Genomic DNA, 20,096 nt, shown 5'->3' with positions numbered 1-20,096 from the left:
ACCTCTTTTAAGGTTGAGACGTGGGATAAAAAAAATCCCCTCCGCGTCGTTAAACCCGACGAGGAAGGGATGGATTCGTGTACAGCATGTTGGCGCGGATTATCGCCAGATTTTCGTTCAGGTTCAATAGCGCGCGGCTCATGCTCGTCAGTATAGAACAGGAAATTTCGCCGCGCGTTTTTTAACCTCCTGACCGGCAGGAGGCTAAAACCTGGTTACTCGTCTTCGAGATAGGTGTAGCCGTACAGGCCGCTCTCGAACTCTTCCAGGAACTGCTGTTGCAGCGCGGCATCAAGACCAGTCTGTTTGACCTGATCGCGGAAGTGCGTCAGCAGCGTATCCGGGTCGAGCTGGACGTAACGCAGCATATCCGCCACGGTGTCGCCTTCATCGGAAAGCTCCACTTCCACGCTGCCATCCGGGAATACAAACACGTCCACCGCTTCGGTATCGCCGAAGAGGTTATGCATGTTGCCCAGGATCTCCTGATACGCCCCCACCATAAAGAAGCCCAGCGGCGGCGGGTTTTCCGGATCGTATTCCGGCAGCGGCATGGTGGTCGCGATGCCGTCGCCATCGACGTAGTGATCAATGGTGCCGTCGGAGTCACAGGTAATATCGAGCAGCACGCCACGGCGCGTCGGCGCGTGGTTCAGACCTTCCAGCGGCAGCACCGGGAAGAGCTGATCGATACCCCAGGCATCCGGCATCGACTGGAACAGCGAGAAGTTGACGTAAATCTTATCCGCCATGCGCTCCTGCAGTTCGTCGATAATCGGGCGATGCGCGCGGTTTTGCGGATCGAGCTGTTTCTGCACTTCCTGGCACAGGCTCAGGTAGAGCTGTTCCGCCCAGGCGCGATCCTGGAGCGAATATGACCCGGAAGAGTAGCCGATATGAATATCGTGCAGATCCATCTGGCTGTCGTGCAGCCACTCGCGCAGCGAACGGCGCGTGCCCGGCTCGTGCATCTCCTGCCAGGTTTCCCACATGCTTTGCAGCGGGCGCGGCGCGTCTTCAGACGGCGCGGTCGGCTCGGTATATTCGTTACGCTCAACGCCGATGATATTGGAGACCAGCACGGTGTGGTGCGCGGTTACCGCACGGCCGGATTCGGTAATGACCGTCGGGTGCGGCAGGCCGTTTTCTTCACACGCGTCGCCGATAGCCCAGATAATGTTGTTCGCGTACTCGTTCAGGCCATAGTTGACCGAGCAGTCAGACTGCGAGCGCGTCCCTTCATAGTCCACGCCCAGGCCACCGCCCACGTCGAAGCACTGAATATTCACGCCAAGCTTGTGCAGTTCCACATAGAAGCGGGCGGATTCGCGCACGCCGGTGGCGATGTCGCGGATATTCGCCATCTGGGAGCCCAGGTGGAAGTGCAGCAGTTGCAGGCTGTCGAGACGATTGGCTTCGCGCAGCATCTCAACCAGTTGCAGCACCTGCGTCGCCGCCAGGCCGAACTTCGATTTTTCGCCGCCGGAAGACTGCCATTTGCCGGAGCCCTGCGAGGCGAGACGCGCACGCACGCCAAGACGCGGGATCACGTTCAGGCGTTCGGCTTCTTCCAGCACGATTTTGATTTCCGACATCTTCTCGATGACCAGATAGACCTTGTGGCCCATCTTCTCGCCGATCAGCGCCAGACGAATGTATTCGCGGTCTTTATAGCCGTTGCAGACGATAACGCTACGGGTCATGCCCGCGTGCGCCAGTACCGCCATCAGCTCCGCTTTGGAGCCCGCTTCCAGGCCCAGCGGCTCGCCGGAGTGGATCAGCGATTCAATCACGCGACGATGCTGGTTTACCTTAATCGGGTAGACCAGAAAGTAGTCGCCGTTATAGCCGTAGGATTCACGGGCGCGTTTAAACGCCGCGTTAATGGAACGCAGGCGATGTTGCAGGATCTGCGGGAAGCAGAACAGCGCAGGCAGGCGCTGGCCCTGAGCTTCACGCTCCTTTACCAGCTTCGCGAGATCGACGCGCGCTTCGGGGACGTCAGGATCCGGGCAAACGCTGATATGGCCCAGTTCGTTAACGTCGTAGTAGTTATTGCCCCACCAGGCAATATTGTAAGTACGCAGCATCTTGCTGGCTTCCTGGGAGCTCATTGCAACCTCCTGCATGGAACGTAGTACACCCTGTTCGCCCGCTGACGAAGGCGAAGATGAAAAGATGTCGTCAGACATAGCGAACCTCAAATTTTGTCGAAAGTGTAAAACAGTTAACTACTATCGCAGCGTTACACTGTGATAACAACCCATAAACAGCAGAGTTATCCAGCACATAGTGCTGACCACCCTGCCGCGCGACCGGTTTCTTATTCATATCATTGTAAAACACGTAACCGAACTCCGTGTGACGGGTCGGCGAAACCACGAGAAAACTCCTGACGTCAGGAGAGCCCTTGTTCAGTTATCGCAAGCCGTGACCGGCCCGGGAATCCTGAGAAGCGCCGAGATGGGTAGAACATCGGCAGGTTTGCAAAAAAGAGATGCAGGTTGCGGGGGAAAAGCGCACGCCAGAACGGCATGGCAGATTAAGCGAATAACGGCGGTTCATTATCTGGTATCACCTCCACGCCAGCCCTTGTAGACCGGCGATAAGCCAAAGCTAAAAATCACTCTCAGCCCGGCTGGAAGTGGCGACACGGAGACTGTTTCCGTGCGCTTTTTTGCAGGAGCCGCGCGCGCCGTTTTATACCGGGAACACAGGTAAAAAGCAAAACAAAAAAGCGCCGTTTGCCGTCCTTGTCAGGAATTCTTGCCAGCGCGGCGTTAAAGGCATTGTTCAATGCTGCAAAAACTGCTGGAAATCGGCTTAAGATTTAACCTAGAATAGCCGTCCAGATGTTAATCCATCTATACTGATTAACACTTAGCCTTCCTGTGTGTTTACCTGCATGGCCGCAGAATTTTCTTCTTAGATGGCACCGACACACGGTATGCTGAGCTAATTGATTTATCCAGGGTGATACAAAACATGGCAAAACACCTTTTTACTTCTGAATCTGTCTCAGAAGGACATCCCGATAAAATTGCGGACCAGATCTCCGATGCAGTGCTGGACGCCATTCTTGAGCAGGATCCGAAAGCACGCGTGGCCTGCGAAACCTACGTAAAAACCGGCATGGTGCTGGTCGGCGGTGAAATCACCACCAGCGCGTGGGTCGATATCGAAGAGATTACCCGCAACACGGTACGCGAAATCGGCTACGTCCATTCCGATATGGGCTTTGACGCCAACTCCTGCGCCGTACTGAGCGCTATCGGCAAACAGTCTCCGGACATCAACCAGGGCGTTGACCGCACCGATCCGCTTGAGCAGGGCGCGGGCGACCAGGGCCTGATGTTCGGCTACGCCACCAACGAAACCGACGTGCTGATGCCGGCACCGGTCACCTACGCGCACCGTCTGGTACAGCGTCAGGCGGAAGTGCGTAAAAACGGTACCCTGCCGTGGCTGCGCCCGGATGCGAAAAGCCAGGTCACGTTCCAGTACGATGGCGGCAAAATCGTGGGTATCGACGCCGTTGTGCTTTCCACCCAGCACGCGGAAGACATCGAGCAGAACGTTCTGCACGACGCCGTCATGGAAGAGATCATCAAGCCGGTTCTGCCTGCGGAATGGCTGAATGAATCCACCAAATATTTCATCAACCCGACGGGCCGTTTCGTTATCGGCGGGCCGATGGGCGACTGCGGTCTGACCGGTCGTAAGATCATCGTTGACACCTATGGCGGCATGGCGCGTCACGGTGGCGGCGCGTTCTCCGGTAAGGACCCGTCTAAAGTTGACCGTTCCGCAGCGTATGCGGCGCGTTATGTCGCGAAAAACATCGTGGCCGCAGGCCTGGCTGACCGTTGTGAAATCCAGGTTTCCTACGCTATCGGTGTCGCAGAGCCGACCTCCATCATGGTTGAAACGTTCGGTACCGAGAAAATTGCGACCGAGCAGCTCACCCTGCTGGTGCGTGAGTTCTTCGACCTGCGTCCGTACGGCCTGATCCAGATGCTGGATCTGCTGCACCCGATCTACAAAGAGACCGCCGCTTACGGTCACTTTGGCCGCGAACACTTCCCGTGGGAAAAAACCGACAAAGCGCAACTGCTGCGCGACGCTGCCGGTCTGAAATAATTTCTGCGTGGTTCTCTTAAAGGCCAGCCTTGTGCTGGCCTTTTGCTTTTTGGGTGGTGATAGCCCCCCGCCCCTTCCTCTTTTCTGCCAGCAGCTATACTTTCTGCCATCGCGACGGACACGATCTCACTGAAACCGATTACATGAGCAGGAAAAGCGGCGTTTTTTCAGAATTGTCTATAGGCAAATGCTCTTTCTGCATTCTGTTACATCCCGCTTCGGTTTAGTCTGAATTCCTCTCCGCCGCTTCGTTTCTGGCTACACTAATTAACTGATTAAAAAAGGGATAAGCGCTTTACACAAGCTGACAGTAGTGTAACCGATTACACGCACGTGACTGATATCACATATTTTTACGTTACGCTAACTTACCCTTTACCACGATAAAATCAATAACCCAACTGGAGGGCAGTATGCCTGACAATAAAAAACAGGGGCGTTCACACAAGGCCATGACGTTCTTCGTCTGCTTTCTGGCGGCCCTGGCAGGACTTCTTTTCGGCCTCGATATCGGCGTCATTGCGGGCGCACTGCCCTTTATCGCCAAAGATTTTAATATCACACCCCACGAGCAGGAGTGGGTGGTCAGCTCCATGATGTTCGGCGCCGCCGTCGGTGCGGTCGGCAGCGGCTGGCTCTCTTCGCGTCTCGGGCGTAAATACAGCCTGATGATTGGCTCCGTGCTGTTCGTTATCGGCTCCCTCTGCTCGGCGTTCGCGCCAAATGTGGAAGTGCTGATTATCTCCCGCGTACTGCTGGGCCTCGCGGTCGGTATCGCCTCTTACACCGCGCCGCTGTACCTCTCTGAAATTGCGCCGGAGAAAATCCGCGGCAGTATGATTTCTATGTATCAGCTGATGATCACCATCGGTATTCTGGGCGCGTATCTCTCTGACACCGCGTTCAGCTACAGCGGTGCCTGGCGCTGGATGCTGGGTGTTATCACTATCCCGGCCATCCTGCTGCTGATTGGCGTTTTCTTCCTGCCGGACAGCCCGCGCTGGTTCGCCGCCAAACGCCGCTTCCACGACGCCGAGCGCGTCCTGCTGCGCCTGCGTGACTCCAGCGCCGAAGCCAAACGCGAGCTGGAAGAGATTCGTGAAAGCCTGAAGGTGAAACAGGGCGGCTGGGCGCTGTTTAAAGACAACAGCAACTTCCGCCGCGCGGTCTTCCTCGGCATTCTGTTGCAGGTGATGCAGCAGTTCACCGGGATGAACGTCATCATGTATTACGCGCCGAAAATCTTTGAACTGGCGGGTTACTCCAACACCACAGAGCAGATGTGGGGCACCGTGATTGTCGGCCTGACCAACGTCCTGGCGACCTTTATCGCCATCGGCCTGGTTGACCGCTGGGGCCGTAAGCCGACGCTGATTCTGGGCTTTATCGTCATGGCCGCCGGTATGGGCATTCTCGGCACCATGCTGCACATGGGCATCGACAGCCCGGCTGGCCAGTACTTCGCCGTCGCGATGCTGCTGATGTTCATCATCGGTTTCGCCATGAGCGCCGGTCCGCTGATTTGGGTGCTGTGCTCTGAGATTCAGCCGCTGAAAGGCCGCGATTTCGGCATCACGCTCTCCACCACGACCAACTGGATTGCGAACATGATTGTCGGTGCGACCTTCCTCACCATGCTCAACACGCTGGGCAACGCGCCGACCTTCTGGGTCTATGCCGGTCTCAACCTGTTCTTCATCGTGCTGACCGTACTGCTGGTACCGGAAACCAAGCACGTGTCGCTGGAGCATATTGAACGTAACCTGATGCAGGGCCGTAAACTGCGCGATATCGGTTCGAACGACTAAGCCTGATCTTGCCGCCCGTTTACGCGGGCGGCGCACGCAAGGGGCAGCCGCCCCTTGCGCCCATCCCCGCCTCAGCTCTATCCTCTCGCTATGAAAACCCCACGTCTCCCTATCGCCATTCAACAGGCCGTAATGCGCAGTCTGCGCGACGCGCTCGCACGCGCTAACCTCAAACTTGGCCGCAACTACCCTGAACCGAAACTGGTCTATCAACAGCGCGGTACAGCGGCGGGCACCGCCTGGCTCGAAAGCTATGAAATCCGCTTAAATCCGGTACTGCTGATGGAAAACCAGCAGGCGTTCATTGATGAAGTGGTGCCGCACGAGCTGGCGCATCTGCTGGTCTGGAAGCATTTTGGCCGCGTGCCGCCGCACGGCAAAGAGTGGAAATGGATGATGGAAAGCGTGCTTGGCGTTCCGGCGCGCCGTACGCATCAGTTTGAGCTCGATTCGGTGCGAGCTAACACCTTCCCCTACCGCTGTCGCTGCCAGCAGCATCAACTGACCGTGCGCCGTCATAACCGCGTCGTGCGCGGCGAAACCCAGTACCGCTGCGTGCGCTGCGGCGATACGCTGGTTGCGGAAAACTGACGCCTTCAGGAAATTTCTGGCAATAACCGATTGCTTCCGGCGCCTGCCTTCGTTACGTTGCGAACACCTTCGGACAAGGAGCTGGAAGATGTCTCGCAAAATTACACTGGTGGCGGCGCTGTGCGTCGCCTTTGCCGCACCCGCCGCGCTGGCGTCCGGTATTCATAGTTTCAGCCAGGCCAAAGCGGCTGGCGTGAAAATCAACGCCGACGCGCCTGGCGATTTCTACTGCGGCTGCCCGATTACCTGGCAGGGCAAAAAAGGGATCCCCGATCTCAAGGCCTGCGGCTATCAGGTGCGGAAAAACGAAAACCGCGCCTCGCGCATCGAATGGGAGCACGTGGTGCCCGCGTGGCAGTTCGGCCACCAGCGCCAGTGCTGGCAGGATGGCGGACGGAAAAACTGCGATAAAGACCCGGTCTATCGCGATATGGAAACCGATCTTCATAACCTGCAACCCGCCGTCGGCGAAGTGAACGGCGATCGCGGCAATTTCCTTTACAGCCAGTGGCGCGGCGGTGAAGGCCAGTACGGCCAGTGCGAAATGAAAGTCGACTTTAAAAATAAACAGGCCGAGCCGCCTGCCCGCGCCCGCGGCGCTATCGCACGCACCTATTTCTATATGCGCGATAAATATCAGCTCAACCTGTCGCGCGCCCAGACGCAGCTTTTCGAGGCCTGGAACAAGCTCTACCCGGTGACACCGTGGGAGTGTACCCGCGACGAACGCATCGCGAAGGTGCAGGGCAACCATAACCCCTATGTACAGCAGGCTTGCCAGGGGCAAAACCGCTAACCTACACTACCGGGCAATTGTTAACGCAGGGCTTGCCGCGCGATGCCGCAAGCCCGTTTACCGGAAAATGCCCATGCGAATTCCCCGCATCTATCACCCCGAGCCGCTGGTCGTCGGGCGTGAAATCGCTCTTGATGAAGACGCCGCGAACCACGTTGGCCGCGTGCTGCGCATGAGCGCAGGCCAGGCGCTGCAACTGTTCGACGGCAGCAACCACGTCTTTGCCGCTGAAATCACGCAGGCGAGCAAAAAAAGCGTGCTGGTGAATGTGGTGAGCCGTGAAGAGGCGAACCGCGAATCGCCGCTCTTTTTACATTTGGGCCAGGTGATGTCGCGCGGCGAGAAAATGGAATTCACCATCCAGAAATCGATTGAGCTTGGCGTCAGCGTCATTACCCCGCTCTTCTCCGAGCGCTGCGGCGTTAAGCTTGATGAAGAGCGTCTTAATAAGAAGCTGCAGCAGTGGCAGAAAATCGCGATTGCCGCCTGCGAGCAGTGCGGTCGCAACGTGGTGCCGGAAATCCGCCCGGCGATGGATCTTGAAGCCTGGTGCGCCGAGCCGGACAGCGGCCTTAAGCTCAATCTTCACCCGCGCGCCGCCCACAGCATCAACACGCTGCCGCAGCCCGTTGAGCGCGTGCGTCTGCTGATTGGCCCGGAAGGCGGCCTTTCCGCTGACGAAATTGCCATGACCGCACGTTACCAGTTTACTGATATCCTGTTAGGACCACGCGTTTTGCGCACAGAGACCACTGCGCTCACCGCCATCACCGCACTGCAGGTGCGCTTTGGCGATCTGGGCTAAAGGAGAAAAATAATGATCAAGCTCGGCATCGTGATGGACCCCATCGCAAACATCAACATCAAGAAAGATTCCAGCTTCGCTATGCTGCTGGAAGCCCAGCGCCGCGGCTACGAACTCCACTATATGGAGATGGCGGATCTGTACCTTGATAACGGCGAAGGCCGCGCCCGCACGCGTCTGGTGAGCGTCGAGCAGAACTATGACAAATGGTACGAGTTCGGCACCGAGCAGGATATTGCGCTGGCCGATCTCGACGTGGTGCTGATGCGAAAAGATCCGCCGTTCGACACCGAATTCATCTACGCCACTTACATCCTTGAGCGCGCCGAAGAGAAAGGCACGCTTATCGTCAACAAGCCCCAGAGCCTGCGCGACTGCAACGAGAAACTCTTCACCGCGTGGTTTGCCGACCTCACTCCGCATACGCTGGTGACGCGCAACAAAGCGCAGCTGAAAGCCTTCTGGGAAAAGCATGGCGATATCATTTTAAAACCGCTGGACGGCATGGGCGGCGCGTCGATTTTCCGCGTTAAAGAAGGCGATCCGAACCTTTCCGTCATTGCGGAAACCCTGACGGTGCTCGGCAGCCGCTACTGCATGGCACAGAACTACCTGCCAGCTATCAAAGACGGCGACAAGCGCGTGCTGGTTGTCGACGGCGAGCCGGTGCCGTACTGCCTCGCACGCATTCCGCAGGGCGGCGAAACCCGCGGCAACCTGGCGGCAGGCGGCCGTGGCGAACCGCGTCCGCTGACGGACAGCGACTGGGAAATCGCCCGTCGCGTCGGGCCGACGCTGAAAGCGAAAGGTCTGATTTTTGTCGGCCTCGATATCATCGGCGACAAGCTGACGGAAATTAACGTCACCAGCCCTACCTGCGTGCGTGAAATCGAAGCGCAGTACCCGGTTTCCATTACCGGCATGCTGATGGACGCTATCGAAAAACGCCTCGCTAAGTAAGCCTTTCGGGCGGGAACTCTCCCGCCCGTTACCCCACCGGGGGTGACAGCTCGCGACTTTCCCCGCATACTGAATCTGCCGATTTTCCAACCAGGACTACAGAACTTTTGACGATGAATTTACAGCATCATTTCCTCATTGCCATGCCGGCCCTTCAGGACCCGCTGTTCCGCCGTTCCGTGGTGTATATCTGCGAATACAATAATGAAGGCGCGATGGGCCTTATCATTAACAAACCTCTGGAAAATCTGCAGGTTGAAGGTGTTCTTCAGAAACTGAAAATCACGCCGGAGCCGCGCGACCCGGCAATTCGCCTCGATAAGCCCGTGTTTCTCGGCGGCCCGCTGGCCGAAGATCGCGGTTTTATTCTGCACACGCCGCCGGATGCGTTCTCCTCCAGCATCCGTATTTCCGATAACACCGTGATCACGACATCGCGCGACGTGCTGGAAACGCTCGGCACGGCCGAACAGCCCGATGACGTACTGGTGGCGCTCGGCTACTCCTCCTGGGAGAAAGGCCAGCTTGAAGAAGAGATCCTGGAGAACGCCTGGCTTACGGCACCGGCGGATCTGAACATTCTCTTTCGCACGCCTATCGCCGACCGCTGGCGCGAGGCCGCGAAGCTTATCGGTATCGACATCCATACCATGCCTGGCGAAGCGGGGCACGCGTAATGAGCGGCACCCTGCTGGCCTTCGATTTTGGCACGAAAAGTATCGGCGTGGCGATTGGGCAGCGCGTGACGGCCACAGCCCGCCCGCTTACCGCAATCAAAGCGCAAAACGGCAACCCGGACTGGACGCTCATCGAAAAGCTCCTGAAAGAGTGGCAGCCGGACGACGTGATTGTTGGCCTTCCGCTGAATATGGACGGCACCGAACAGCCGCTGACGGCGCGCGCACGCACGTTCGCCAACCGGCTGCATGGCCGCTTCGGCATTAAAGTGACGCTGCACGATGAACGCTTAAGCACCGTGGAAGCCCGCGCCGGGCTCTTCGAGCGCGGCGGTTTCCGCGCGCTGAACAAAGGCAGCGTGGATTCCGCCTCGGCGGTCGTCATCCTGGAAAGCTACTTCGAGCAACACGGCTAACGCAATTTACGCAGCGCTGCCAGGCGCTGCGTTCGCCCTTCTCTTATCCGCCCGAATTCTTTATTTCCACTCATGAATCCGCCCCGGATCACACTTCTCTGGTGTGGCCTTTGCCCGGCTCGCCGATCGTTTCTATAAAAGAAACATAGCCAGTTTACGTCAGACCGGTTTCATCAGCCGCGCGGCAAGCGCATCAAGCTGCTCAAGACGCGTGTGGATTTCAGGATTGCTGATGTTCCACATGCCAGCCAGCGCTACCGCGGCGTTATGAATGCCAAGCGGTTTCGCCATCGAGACTTCACCGTCGTCGTGGCGCCAGACCACCCGGCCCTGTTCACGCTGCTGCGCCACGTGTGGCGCGAGTTGTTCCCACTGCTCAGGCGTGAAGCGCGCTTCCAGCGCCTCGTCGCTCTCCGCCGCCAGCAGCGACATGCCGATGACCGACTGCCAAGCAGGCAGCATGCGAAAACCGGCCAGCGCCTGGCTCATCTGAGTGCCGGGCGTGGAGTGATAGATGTAGATGATTTGATCTTCCCAGAGCACGCCCAGCGCCACCACCACATCTTTAGGGGCGTAACGCTCAAGTAGCGGCAGGGCATGGGAGAAAAGCGCAGAACCACGAATCGACTGTGCCGCCAGGGCGTGAATGCCAGGGCCGGGCAGATAACGGCGCTGCTCATCCTGCATGGTGAGGCCGATAGAGGCCATTGTCATCAGCAGGCGGTTGACGCGTGTGGTGTTGATGCCCATCAGCCGGGCAAGCTCCCGACACCCGATGGCCCGATCGCTGGAGACCAGGTATTGCAGGCAGCGGATCCCATCGATCAGGCTCTGGTTGGGTTGTGAAGACATAGCGAAGTCCCGTTGCATGACAATGTCATGAGTGTAATGCCAGTTAAGAAGGATACAAGTTTATGAACGTCTTTCCCCGCAGCGCCGACCGGACCTTTCCTGAAGAACAACTCCATGCCGATCTGCTGGTGGCAGGCGGCGGCCTTGCCGGTTTGTGCGCCGCGCTGGCGGCCGCCCGCGACGGATTGCAGGTAATTCTGGTCCAGGACAGGCCGGTACTGGGCGGCAACGCCTCCAGTGAAGTACGGCTGTGGGCCAACGGCGCAACCTCGCACATGGGCAACAACAATCGCTGGGCGCGCGAGGGCGGCATTATGGGCGAAATCCTCGAAGAAAACCTCTGGCGCAACAAAGAGGGTAATCCGGTGATGTTCGATCTGGTGCTGCTGGATCTCGCCCGTTCGCAGCCGGGACTGACGCTGTTGCTGAACACCGCGCTTTTTGACGTCGTCAATAATGGCCAGCGGATTACACGTGTCCATGGCTTTAACGCCATTAACGAAACTTTTTATAGCATTACCGCTGCCCAGTTTTGCGACGCCACAGGCGATGGCGTGCTGGGCTATCTTGCGGGCGCCGAGTTTCGCGTCGGCGCGGAAGAGGCGGACGAGCTTGGCGAAAAAATGGCACCGGGCGACAGCTTCGGTCACAAGCTCGGGCATTCGATTTACTTCTACACCAAACAGACCAGCGGCCCGGTGCGCTTTGTTCCGCCGTCGTTTGCGCTGAAAGAGATAACCGATATTCCGCGCTATCAGCGGCTTACTTCCACGCTCAACGGCTGCGATCTCTGGTGGCTCGAATGGGGCGGCCGTCTTGATACCGTTCATCAGAGCGAAGAGATCAAATGGGAGCTGTGGAAAATAGTCTGGGGTGTGTGGGATCACATTAAAAACTCCGGCCAGTTCCCGGATGCGGAAAATCTCACGATCGAATGGGTCGGCACCATTCCCGGCAAGCGCGAAAGCCGCCGGTTTATGGGCGATCACCTGCTCTGCCAGCAGGATATTATCGAGCAGCGCGACCATTACGACGCTGTCGCCTACGGCGGCTGGTCTATCGATTTGCACCCGGCGGACGGCGTCTACAGCACGCATGACGGCTGCCGCCAGTTTCACAGCAAAGGCACATACACCATTCCCTGGCGCAGCCTCTACAGCCGCTCGCTGGATAATCTGTTTCTGACCGGGCGGCTTATCTCCGCCTCGCATGTAGCTTTCGGCAGTGCCCGCGTAATGTGTACCTGTGGGCTGCTGGGCGAAGTGGTTGGCCGGGCGGCCGCGCTCTGCCATCAGCAGGGCATCACGCCGCGCCAGCTGGCGGCGCGCGAGCGCATCACTGCGTTGCAACAGCACCTGCAGGCGACCGGCTGTTATATTCCCCGCCAGCGGCTGGACAACCCGGCGCGCGGCGCGCGGCTTCGCGTCAGCAGTGAATATCAGCTCACTGAACTCACGCCGAACGGCGAATGGGCAACGCTTTCGGCGCGCACGGCGCTGCTGCTGCCCCTGCGTGCCGGACAGTCGCTGCCGACCCTGCACTTCACGTTGCGGGCAGAGGCACCACAGCGCCTGCGCGTTCAGTTGCTCACCAGCCATAAACCGGGCAACTATACGCCGGAGCGCTGGCTGGACGAGTGCGAGCTGGAGGTTCACGATGCCGCACCCTACCGGGTGGCGCTGCGCCATACCGCCGAGCAGGACTGTTACGTGTTTATTGTTTTCGAGCGATGCGATGCCATTGAAATGGCGCTCAGCGCGCAGCACTTGCCTGGCATCATGATGGTATTTAACAGTCTTAACGCGCGCGTCGCCAAACGCTCGCGCCAGGTGGCCGATGGCGATTACGGCGTGGATGAGTTTGACTTCTGGCTGCCGCGCCGCCGCCCGCACCAGATTATGCCCGCGCTGCGCCTCGACGCGCCGCTGCGCTGTTATCCGCCCGAAAACCTGCTTAACGGCCGCCTGCGGCCCGAACAGCAAACCAACGCCTGGGCACCCGCCGCGGACGATCCGCAACCCACCGTCGAATGGCGCTGGGCGCAGCCGCAAACGTTCGACACCCTGACGCTGATTTTCGATAACGATTTCGATAATGCGATGGAAACCGTCCAGATGGGCCATGACTGCGCCGTGACGCCCCACTGCGTCACGCATTACCGCCTGTGGGCCGATGAGACGCTGCTGGCGGACGTGACGGATAACCATCACGCCGTCTGCGAATACCGCGTCGATGCGCCACGCACCGCGAGCGTCATACGTCTTGAAATCCTCAGCACCGCAGGCGCGCTGCCCGCCCTTTACGCGCTCCACGTGCGTTAGCCCCAGTGCCCGGCGCTGGCGTCTTTTTGCAGCGCCAGCCTGCCTTCGTTCAGGCGCATCGCCACGCTTTGCGCGAAGGTTTGCATCCCCTGCTGCTGACCGGTTTCCATCAGGCCCGGCAACTGGTGCGTTTTCCCTTCACGGATGAGATTCGCCACGGCGGGCGTATTGATAAGCAGCTCATGCAGCGCCGTTCTGCCGCCCTGCGCATCCGCCACCAGCTTTTGTGCCAACACTGCCTTCAGGCTGCCCGCCAGTTGGCTGCGCACTTTGTTCTGCTCATAGGCGGGAAAGACATCCACCAGCCGCTCGACGGCCTGCGCCGCGCCGCGAGTGTGCAGCGTCGCCAGTACCAGATGGCCGGTTTCCGCCGCCGTGAGCGCGAGCCGGATCGTTTCGCTGTCGCGGAGCTCCCCCAGCAGGATGACATCGGGATCCTCACGCAGCGCGCCGCGCAGGCCGTCGCTGAAGCTCTGGCAGTGCGTGCCGATTTCACGCTGCTGGATGAGACAGCGCACCGGCTGATGACAAAATTCGACCGGATCTTCAAGCGTCAGAATATGGCCGTCGAGCGTTTCGTTCAGGTGGCCGACCATCGCCGCAAGCGTGGTCGATTTACCGCTCCCGGTAGCGCCCGTGACCAGCAGCAGGCCATCCGGCATCGTCAATAACCCCGGCACGGCGGCGGGCACGCCGAGCGCCTCAAGCTTTGGGCAGCCGCGCGGCAGCAGGCGCAATACCAGCGAAATGCCCTGCATCTGGCGAAACGCGTTGCCGCGCAGCCGCACGCCGCCCGCCAGACTGACTGCGAAATCGGTCTGCCCGCGCTCGGCAAGCTCGCGCTGATGGGCGTCGTCAAGCCAGCGCGCCAGCAGGTTTTCCGGCTTCGGGACAGGCTCCTGCAGCGTCTCCAGCCGCCCCTGTCTGCGCCAGCGCGCCGACAGCTCGCTACACAGGTGTAGATCCGAAACGTTATGCTTTACACTAAGCGCCACTAATTCATCCATTTCCATACAGCTTCCCTGATCATGAGTGAGACAGAACGCAACTTAACGCAGGTCCGGCAAAAGATCTCAGCGGCTGCACAACGCTGCGGCCGGGCTCCAGAAGAAGTTACGCTGCTTGCAGTGAGTAAAACAAAACCTGCGAGCGCGATAGCAGAAGCGATTGCCGCCGGGCAGCGTGAATTTGGTGAAAATTATGTGCAGGAGGGCGTGGAAAAGATCCTTCACTTCCGCGACGCGGGCGTTGACGGGCTGACCTGGCACTTTATCGGTCCGTTGCAGTCCAACAAAAGCCGTCTGGTGGCGGAGCATTTCGACTGGTGCCATACGGTCGACCGACTGCGCATCGCCACTCGCCTGAATGAACAGCGCCCGGATGAAATGACGCCGCTTAACGTGCTGATTCAGGTTAATATCAGCGACGAACAGAGCAAATCCGGCATCGCCTTAAGCGAGCTGGACGCGCTGGCAGAGCAGATTGCGGCGCTGCCGCGTCTGCGGCTGCGCGGGCTGATGGCCATTCCGGCGCCGGAAAAAGAGTATGCGCGCCAGTTTGCCGTCGCCTGTGAAATGGCGGCGGCCTTCACGGCTCTTAAAGCGCGCTACCCGACGGTAGACACGCTTTCGCTCGGCATGAGCGATGATATGGAAGCCGCCATCGCCGCTGGCAGCACGATGGTGCGCATTGGTACCGCGATTTTCGGCGCGCGCGATTACGCCCGCGCCACCCAACAATAACTTCTGAGGAACGCCATGCTGACGTTGACTTTCCTGGTCAAAACGCTGATCGACCTGTATGTGATGGTGCTGCTGCTGCGCATCTGGATGCAGTGGTCGCGCTGCGATTTTTACAACCCGCTCGCCCAGACGGTGGTGAAATTTACCCAGCCGGTGATAGGCCCGCTGCGCCGCATTATTCCGTCGATAGGGCCTATCGACACCTCATCGCTGCTGGTGGCGTTTATTCTCTCAACGCTGAAATTCCCGCTGCTGTTATTGATTCAGTCAGGCGCGCTGTCGCTCGATCCGTTTAACCTGGTGGTGGGCCTGCTGTCGCTGCTGAAATCCGCAGGCCAGTTAGTCTTCTGGGTGATTATTATCCGCTCGCTGATGAGCTGGGTAAGTCAGGGCCGCAGCCCGATTGAGTTTGTGCTGATTCAGCTGACTGAACCGCTGATGGCCCCGATCCGCCGTATTCTGCCAGCCATGGGCGGCATCGATTTTTCCGCCATGGGCGTCATTATCGTGCTCTATCTGCTGAATTACCTCGCCATGGATCTCTTCCCGGGGCTGTGGTATTTGCTGTGAGTGCCGTCAGTAAAACCGTCGACGGACTGGTGTTACGGCTCTATATCCAGCCGAAAGCCAGCCGCGACAGCATTATCGGTTTACATGGCGACGAGCTGAAAGTCGCCATTACCGCCCCGCCGGTTGACGGCCAGGCCAACGCCCATCTGGTCAAATATCTCGCGAAACAGTTCCGCGTGGCTAAAAGCCAGGTGGTGATCGAAAAAGGCGAACTGGGCCGTCATAAACAAGTCAAAATTATCGAACCCCAACAGATCCCAACGGAAGTTGCGGCTGTCACCGATTAATACAGGATTACGCTATGCAGAAAGTTGTCCTCGCGACCGGCAACGCCGGTAAAGTGCGCGAACTCGCCTCATTGCTGCAGGAGTTTGGGCTGGATATCGTGGCGCAGACCGAGCTTGGCGTCGACTCCGCCGAAGAAACCGGCCTGACATTTATCGAAAACGCCATTTTGAAGGCGCGTCACGCGGCTCAGGTGACCGGCTTTGCGGCTATCGCTGACGATTCAGGTCTCGCGGTTGATGCGCTGGGCGGCGCGCCGGGGATTTACTCCGCGCGCTACGCAGGCAACGACGCCACCGATCAGGAAAACCTGGAAAAGCTGCTTGAGGCGTTAAAAGACGTACCGGACGAGCAGCGTCAGGCGCAGTTCCACTGCGTGCTGGTCTATATGCGTCATGCCGACGATCCGACACCGCTGGTCTTTCACGGTGCCTGGCCTGGCGTGATTACCCGCGCGCCTGCAGGCCAGGGCGGCTTTGGCTATGACCCTATTTTCTTTGTCCCTTCTCTTGGCAAAACCGCCGCCGAACTGACGCGTGAAGAGAAAAGCGCGGTTTCCCACCGCGGGCAGGCGCTGAAATTATTACTGGAAGCAATGCGTAATGGCTGATTTGCCACCCTTAAGTCTGTATATCCATATCCCCTGGTGCGTGCAGAAGTGCCCTTACTGTGACTTCAACTCCCACGCGCTGAAGGGCGAAGTGCCGCATGACGATTATGTCCAGCATCTGTTACGCGATCTGGATAACGACGCGCCGTGGGCGCAGGGCCGCGAGGTGAAGACGATTTTCATCGGCGGCGGCACGCCGAGCCTGCTCTCAGGACCTGCGATGCAGACGCTGCTGGACGGCGTGCGGGCGCGGCTTACGCTCGCGCCGGATGCCGAGATCACGATGGAAGCCAACCCTGGCACCGTGGAAGCTGACCGCTTTGTGGAGTATCAGCGCGCGGGCGTGAACCGCATTTCCATCGGCGTGCAAAGCTTCAGCGAGCCGAAACTCGCGCGTCTTGGCCGTATTCACGGGCCGGAAGAGGCGAAGCGCGCCGCGCGTCTTGCGAGCGGCCTTGGGCTTCGCAGCTTTAACCTCGATTTGATGCATGGCCTGCCGGATCAGTCGCTGGAAGAGGCGCTCGATGATTTGCGAGAGGCGATTGCGCTGAACCCGCCGCATCTGTCGTGGTATCAGTTGACCATTGAGCCGAATACGCTGTTTGGCTCGCGCCCGCCGGTGCTGCCTGACGACGACGCACTGTGGGATATTTTCGAGCAGGGGCATCGGTTGCTGACCGCCGCCGGGTATGCGCAGTACGAAACCTCGGCCTACGCGAAACCAGGCTATCAGTGCCAGCACAACCTGAATTACTGGCGCTTCGGGGATTATCTGGGTATCGGTTGCGGCGCGCACGGTAAGGTGACGCTCGCCGACGGGCGTATTTTGCGTACCGCGAAAACCCGCCATCCGCGCGGCTATATGACCGGTAATTACCTCGATAAGCAGCATGAGGTCGAGGCGCAGGATAAGCCGTTCGAGTTTTTCATGAACCGCTTTCGCCTGCTGGAGCCCGCGCCGCGCGCCGAGTTTGCCCGTTATACAGGGCTTAGCGAAGCCGCGATCCGCACGCAGATTGACGAGGCGATTGCGCTGAATTATCTGGTGGAGACGCCGGAGAGCTGGCAGATAACCGAGCACGGTAAGCTGTTTCTTAACTCGCTGCTGGAGCTGTTCCTGGCGGAGTAACAGGCCTGGCGCTGCGGCATATGGCGGGTGCGCTGCGCTTACCCGCCCTACGAGCTGGAAGAGGGCGTTGTAGGGTGGATAAGCGCAGCGCATCCACCGTTTACCCTCCACAGGCGTCATGCAACTGATACAAAAAAAGCCGCTTCTCAGCGGCTTTTTCCATATTTATCAAACGGCTTACGGGGCCGGGTTCACGACCATCTGCCCCACCGAGCCGCGGTCGGCCATCTCCAGCGTCTGGCTCGAATAGAGGAACGGGAAATGCTCCCACGACGGCTGGCTGAAATACACCAACAGCTCCACCTGGCCATCCACCCACACCGTATCCTTCCAGCCGCGATCTTCCGGGAACGGTGCCGCGCCATTTACGCTGCGAATCAGAAAACTCACGCCTTCCATATGGAACGCCTGCGGCATATCGGAACGTACCGTCCAGCGCTCCCACGCCCCCTGCTGGGTCTGCACGTCGGTACGCTTCATATCCCACAGCTGGCCGTTAATACCCGGATCGTCGCTCAGCGTGATATCGCGGCTACGCACCGGCGCGCCGTTGATAATTTCATCCGGCAGCAGGCGCATCGGCAGCGTATCCGTCACCAGCGGCAGCAGGCCGGTGGGCCGCAGCGTCAGCACCAGCGTGGAGATAAGAATGCTGGACGGCTCAAAAATGCCGCGAATGCGGTCCATAATCGACGCCGCTTCACCGCAGGTAATGGAAACCTCGTCGCCGTTGGTCATATCGATGAGTACTTCACGGCGCTCGCCGGGTGCCAGCGCCAGCTGTTTCACCGCCACTGGCGCGGGCAGAAACCCCTGATCGCCTGCGATCACGTGCAGCGGGCGGCCATCACTCATCTGTAACTGATAGCGACGCGCGTTAGAAGCGTTCAGCAAGCGCAGGCGTACCCAGCCGCGCGACACCTCCACATACGGGCTTTGCGCGCCGTTCACCAGCAGCGTGTCGCCGACAAAACCGCCGCTGCCCGGCTCGCTGTACTCCGGCGTGCCGAAGTTGTCGAGGCGTTTGTCCAGAATAATGACCGGGAAATCATCTACGCCGTAGTGGTTCGGCACTGGTAGCGCTTTGCTCACGGCGTCTTCCACCAGCCACATGCCCGCAAGGCCGTTATAGACCTGCTGACCAGTGCGGTTGGGCGTATTGGCGTGGTACCAGAGCGTTGCGGCCGCCTGGCGTACCGGCAGCACGGGTGCCCAGTCGGCACCGGGCGACATCATGCGCGGCGCGCCGCCCATCAGCGGCCCTGGCACCTGTAGCCCGCTCACCGTCATGGCGACATTTTCCTGCAGGCGGTTGCTGTAGATAAGCTTAACGTCGTCACCGCTCCAGACGCGAATAGTCGGCCCCATATAACGGCCGTTGAAGCCCCAGACCTGCGCGCGGGTGCCTGGCACAAAAGACCAGTGCGCGCGGGAGAGCGTCAGAAACAGCGGCTGGCCGCGGCGTGATTCCAGCAGCGGCGGCACCGGCAGCGCCTGCTGCTGACCTGCGGCATGTGCCCTCAGCGGCACCGCGCCCGCGCAAAGCGCCGCGCCCGATGCCTGAATAAACTGACGCCGACTGAGTGACATAAGTGCTCCATGAAAACGGGTAATGAATGACGGTCTGCCCGTCAGTTTCAGATCTTGCCAGCGGCTTCGCGCTCGGCCACTTCGTTATCAAGCTGGGCGATTTTCTCTTCCATCAGCTGGCGACAGTGGGCGGCAAGTTCCCGTACCTGTTCTTTTCCCCAACCCTGGGTGTCGACAGGCGGTAACATTTCGACGATGACCAGACCGTTGTTCCAACGGTTGAGCTTGATTTTACCATGGGTATTGGAAACGCAGACCGGAATAATCGGCACGCCTGCGGCAATGGCGGCATGAAACGCGCCGGTTTTAAACGGCATCAGGCCGCGCCCGCGACTGCGGGTGCCTTCCGGGAACATCCAGATGGAAATATCGCGCTTGCGGAACTGGTTCACCACTTCGGCGATAGTGCCGTGCGCCTTGCTGCGGTTGTTACGGTCGATTAACAGGTTGCCGGTCAGCCAGTAGAGCTGGCCGAAGAAAGGGATCCAGACCAGACTTTTTTTGCCGACGGTCACGGTCGGCGGCTGAACGATATTCGACGCCGTCACCATGTCGTAGTTGTTCTGGTGGTTGGCGATGTAAATCGCGTTGCCGTAGTTTTCAGCGCCCTGCGGTTTGCGCAGTTCCACCTTCAGACCGAACACCCTGGAAAGGCGTCCGAACATATGGCCGAAGGTCGCCACGTGGCGCGGATTGCGCGGGCTGAACAGACACCAGATGCTACCCAGAATACAGACCACAATGCTGTAGAGAACCACAATAATTATTCGAACGATCGATAACATAACTACCTCTGAAGCCGCA

Annotated in this window: 20 protein-coding genes; 14 read left to right on the top strand and 6 right to left on the bottom strand. The window is 59.0% G+C overall.

The features are described from left to right. Positions 1 to 215 precede the first annotated feature (215 nt). Positions 216 to 2,192, bottom strand: a complete 1,977-nt coding sequence (gene speA, locus G9X48_RS15080) for a biosynthetic arginine decarboxylase (protein ID WP_004385640.1) — start codon at positions 2,190 to 2,192, stop codon at positions 216 to 218. After that, the gene (gene yqgB, locus G9X48_RS15075; RefSeq protein WP_004385639.1) at positions 2,185 to 2,331 is read right to left on the bottom strand and encodes an acid stress response protein YqgB; all 147 of its coding nucleotides are present in this window, start codon (positions 2,329 to 2,331) and stop codon (positions 2,185 to 2,187) included. The genes speA and yqgB overlap by 8 nt, the downstream gene beginning before the upstream one ends. 654 nt (positions 2,332 to 2,985) lie before the next feature. Between yqgB and metK the strand changes: the two genes are divergently transcribed. The 8 genes from metK to ruvX all read left to right on the top strand — a co-directional run bounded on the left by metK (position 2,986) and on the right by ruvX (position 10,193). Next, positions 2,986 to 4,140 carry a methionine adenosyltransferase gene (gene metK, locus G9X48_RS15065; protein ID WP_004385637.1) on the top strand — a complete coding sequence of 385 codons (1,155 nt, stop codon included), beginning with the start codon at positions 2,986 to 2,988 and terminating at the stop codon, positions 4,138 to 4,140. A 413-nt stretch (positions 4,141 to 4,553) separates the two neighbouring features. Next, positions 4,554 to 5,948 carry a sugar porter family MFS transporter gene (locus G9X48_RS15060; RefSeq protein WP_004385636.1) on the top strand — a complete coding sequence of 465 codons (1,395 nt, stop codon included), beginning with the start codon at positions 4,554 to 4,556 and terminating at the stop codon, positions 5,946 to 5,948. 90 nt (positions 5,949 to 6,038) lie between these two features. Continuing rightward, positions 6,039 to 6,539, top strand: a complete 501-nt coding sequence (locus G9X48_RS15055; RefSeq protein ID WP_004385635.1) for a SprT family zinc-dependent metalloprotease — start codon at positions 6,039 to 6,041, stop codon at positions 6,537 to 6,539. Positions 6,540 to 6,627: 88 nt separating this feature from the next. Then, complete coding sequence (endA, locus tag G9X48_RS15050) at positions 6,628 to 7,335, top strand: deoxyribonuclease I (protein ID WP_097641820.1); 708 nt, start codon at positions 6,628 to 6,630, stop codon at positions 7,333 to 7,335. A 73-nt stretch (positions 7,336 to 7,408) separates the two neighbouring features. Next, positions 7,409 to 8,140 (top strand): 16S rRNA (uracil(1498)-N(3))-methyltransferase, encoded by a 732-nt coding sequence (gene rsmE / locus G9X48_RS15045; RefSeq protein ID WP_004385633.1) that lies wholly within the window; start codon positions 7,409 to 7,411, stop codon positions 8,138 to 8,140. Between the two features lie 12 nt (positions 8,141 to 8,152). Then, a complete protein-coding gene (gshB, locus tag G9X48_RS15040; RefSeq protein WP_004385632.1) occupies positions 8,153 to 9,100 on the top strand; it encodes a glutathione synthase in 948 nt (315 codons plus the stop codon). 113 nt (positions 9,101 to 9,213) lie between these two features. Continuing rightward, complete coding sequence (locus tag G9X48_RS15035; RefSeq protein ID WP_004385631.1) at positions 9,214 to 9,777, top strand: YqgE/AlgH family protein; 564 nt, start codon at positions 9,214 to 9,216, stop codon at positions 9,775 to 9,777. Then, complete coding sequence (ruvX, locus tag G9X48_RS15030) at positions 9,777 to 10,193, top strand: Holliday junction resolvase RuvX (protein ID WP_007870755.1); 417 nt, start codon at positions 9,777 to 9,779, stop codon at positions 10,191 to 10,193. Before G9X48_RS15035 ends, ruvX begins: the two co-directional genes overlap by 1 nt. A gap of 159 nt (positions 10,194 to 10,352) precedes the next feature. On the opposite strand, the gene G9X48_RS15025 is transcribed toward ruvX, so the two are convergent. Beyond that, positions 10,353 to 11,045 (bottom strand): IclR family transcriptional regulator, encoded by a 693-nt coding sequence (locus G9X48_RS15025; protein WP_097641821.1) that lies wholly within the window; start codon positions 11,043 to 11,045, stop codon positions 10,353 to 10,355. 62 nt (positions 11,046 to 11,107) lie between these two features. Here G9X48_RS15025 and G9X48_RS15020 point away from each other — a divergent pair, with 62 nt between their 5' ends. Continuing rightward, the gene (locus G9X48_RS15020) at positions 11,108 to 13,366 is read left to right on the top strand and encodes an FAD-dependent oxidoreductase (protein WP_097641822.1); all 2,259 of its coding nucleotides are present in this window, start codon (positions 11,108 to 11,110) and stop codon (positions 13,364 to 13,366) included. Here G9X48_RS15020 and G9X48_RS15015 read toward each other — a convergent pair. Next, complete coding sequence (locus tag G9X48_RS15015; RefSeq protein ID WP_097641823.1) at positions 13,363 to 14,379, bottom strand: type IV pilus twitching motility protein PilT; 1,017 nt, start codon at positions 14,377 to 14,379, stop codon at positions 13,363 to 13,365. The genes G9X48_RS15020 and G9X48_RS15015 overlap by 4 nt on opposite strands. Positions 14,380 to 14,394: 15 nt before the next feature. On the opposite strand from G9X48_RS15015, the gene G9X48_RS15010 reads away from it, so the two are divergent. The 5 genes from G9X48_RS15010 to hemW are packed head-to-tail and all read left to right on the top strand — an operon-like array spanning position 14,395 to position 17,702. Then, the gene (locus G9X48_RS15010) at positions 14,395 to 15,108 is read left to right on the top strand and encodes a YggS family pyridoxal phosphate-dependent enzyme (protein ID WP_004385626.1); all 714 of its coding nucleotides are present in this window, start codon (positions 14,395 to 14,397) and stop codon (positions 15,106 to 15,108) included. 15 nt (positions 15,109 to 15,123) lie between these two features. Beyond that, positions 15,124 to 15,678: a YggT family protein gene (locus tag G9X48_RS15005; RefSeq protein WP_004385625.1), complete on the top strand. Its 555-nt coding sequence runs from the start codon at positions 15,124 to 15,126 to the stop codon at positions 15,676 to 15,678. Further along, positions 15,675 to 15,965 carry a DUF167 family protein YggU gene (gene yggU / locus G9X48_RS15000; RefSeq protein ID WP_004385624.1) on the top strand — a complete coding sequence of 97 codons (291 nt, stop codon included), beginning with the start codon at positions 15,675 to 15,677 and terminating at the stop codon, positions 15,963 to 15,965. The genes G9X48_RS15005 and yggU overlap by 4 nt, the downstream gene beginning before the upstream one ends. A 14-nt stretch (positions 15,966 to 15,979) precedes the next feature. After that, positions 15,980 to 16,573: an XTP/dITP diphosphatase gene (locus G9X48_RS14995; protein WP_054624010.1), complete on the top strand. Its 594-nt coding sequence runs from the start codon at positions 15,980 to 15,982 to the stop codon at positions 16,571 to 16,573. Next, positions 16,566 to 17,702 (top strand): radical SAM family heme chaperone HemW, encoded by a 1,137-nt coding sequence (gene hemW, locus G9X48_RS14990; protein ID WP_032987911.1) that lies wholly within the window; start codon positions 16,566 to 16,568, stop codon positions 17,700 to 17,702. Before G9X48_RS14995 ends, hemW begins: the two co-directional genes overlap by 8 nt. 177 nt (positions 17,703 to 17,879) lie before the next feature. Here hemW and ftsP read toward each other — a convergent pair whose 3' ends face one another. Beyond that, on the bottom strand, positions 17,880 to 19,292 hold the full coding sequence (gene ftsP / locus G9X48_RS14985) for a cell division protein FtsP (protein ID WP_097641824.1): 1,413 nt from the start codon (positions 19,290 to 19,292) through the stop codon (positions 17,880 to 17,882). Positions 19,293 to 19,339: 47 nt separating this feature from the next. Beyond that, the gene (locus tag G9X48_RS14980; RefSeq protein WP_004385620.1) at positions 19,340 to 20,077 is read right to left on the bottom strand and encodes a 1-acylglycerol-3-phosphate O-acyltransferase; all 738 of its coding nucleotides are present in this window, start codon (positions 20,075 to 20,077) and stop codon (positions 19,340 to 19,342) included. Between the last annotated feature and the right edge of the window lie 19 nt (positions 20,078 to 20,096).

The sequence above is a fragment of the Cronobacter sp. HA18006 genome, assembly GCF_011605445.1.
GTDB lineage: Bacteria > Pseudomonadota > Gammaproteobacteria > Enterobacterales > Enterobacteriaceae > Cronobacter > Cronobacter sakazakii.
The sequence above is the reverse complement of the archived record's forward strand: the minus strand, read 5'-3'. Positions and strand labels throughout refer to the sequence as shown.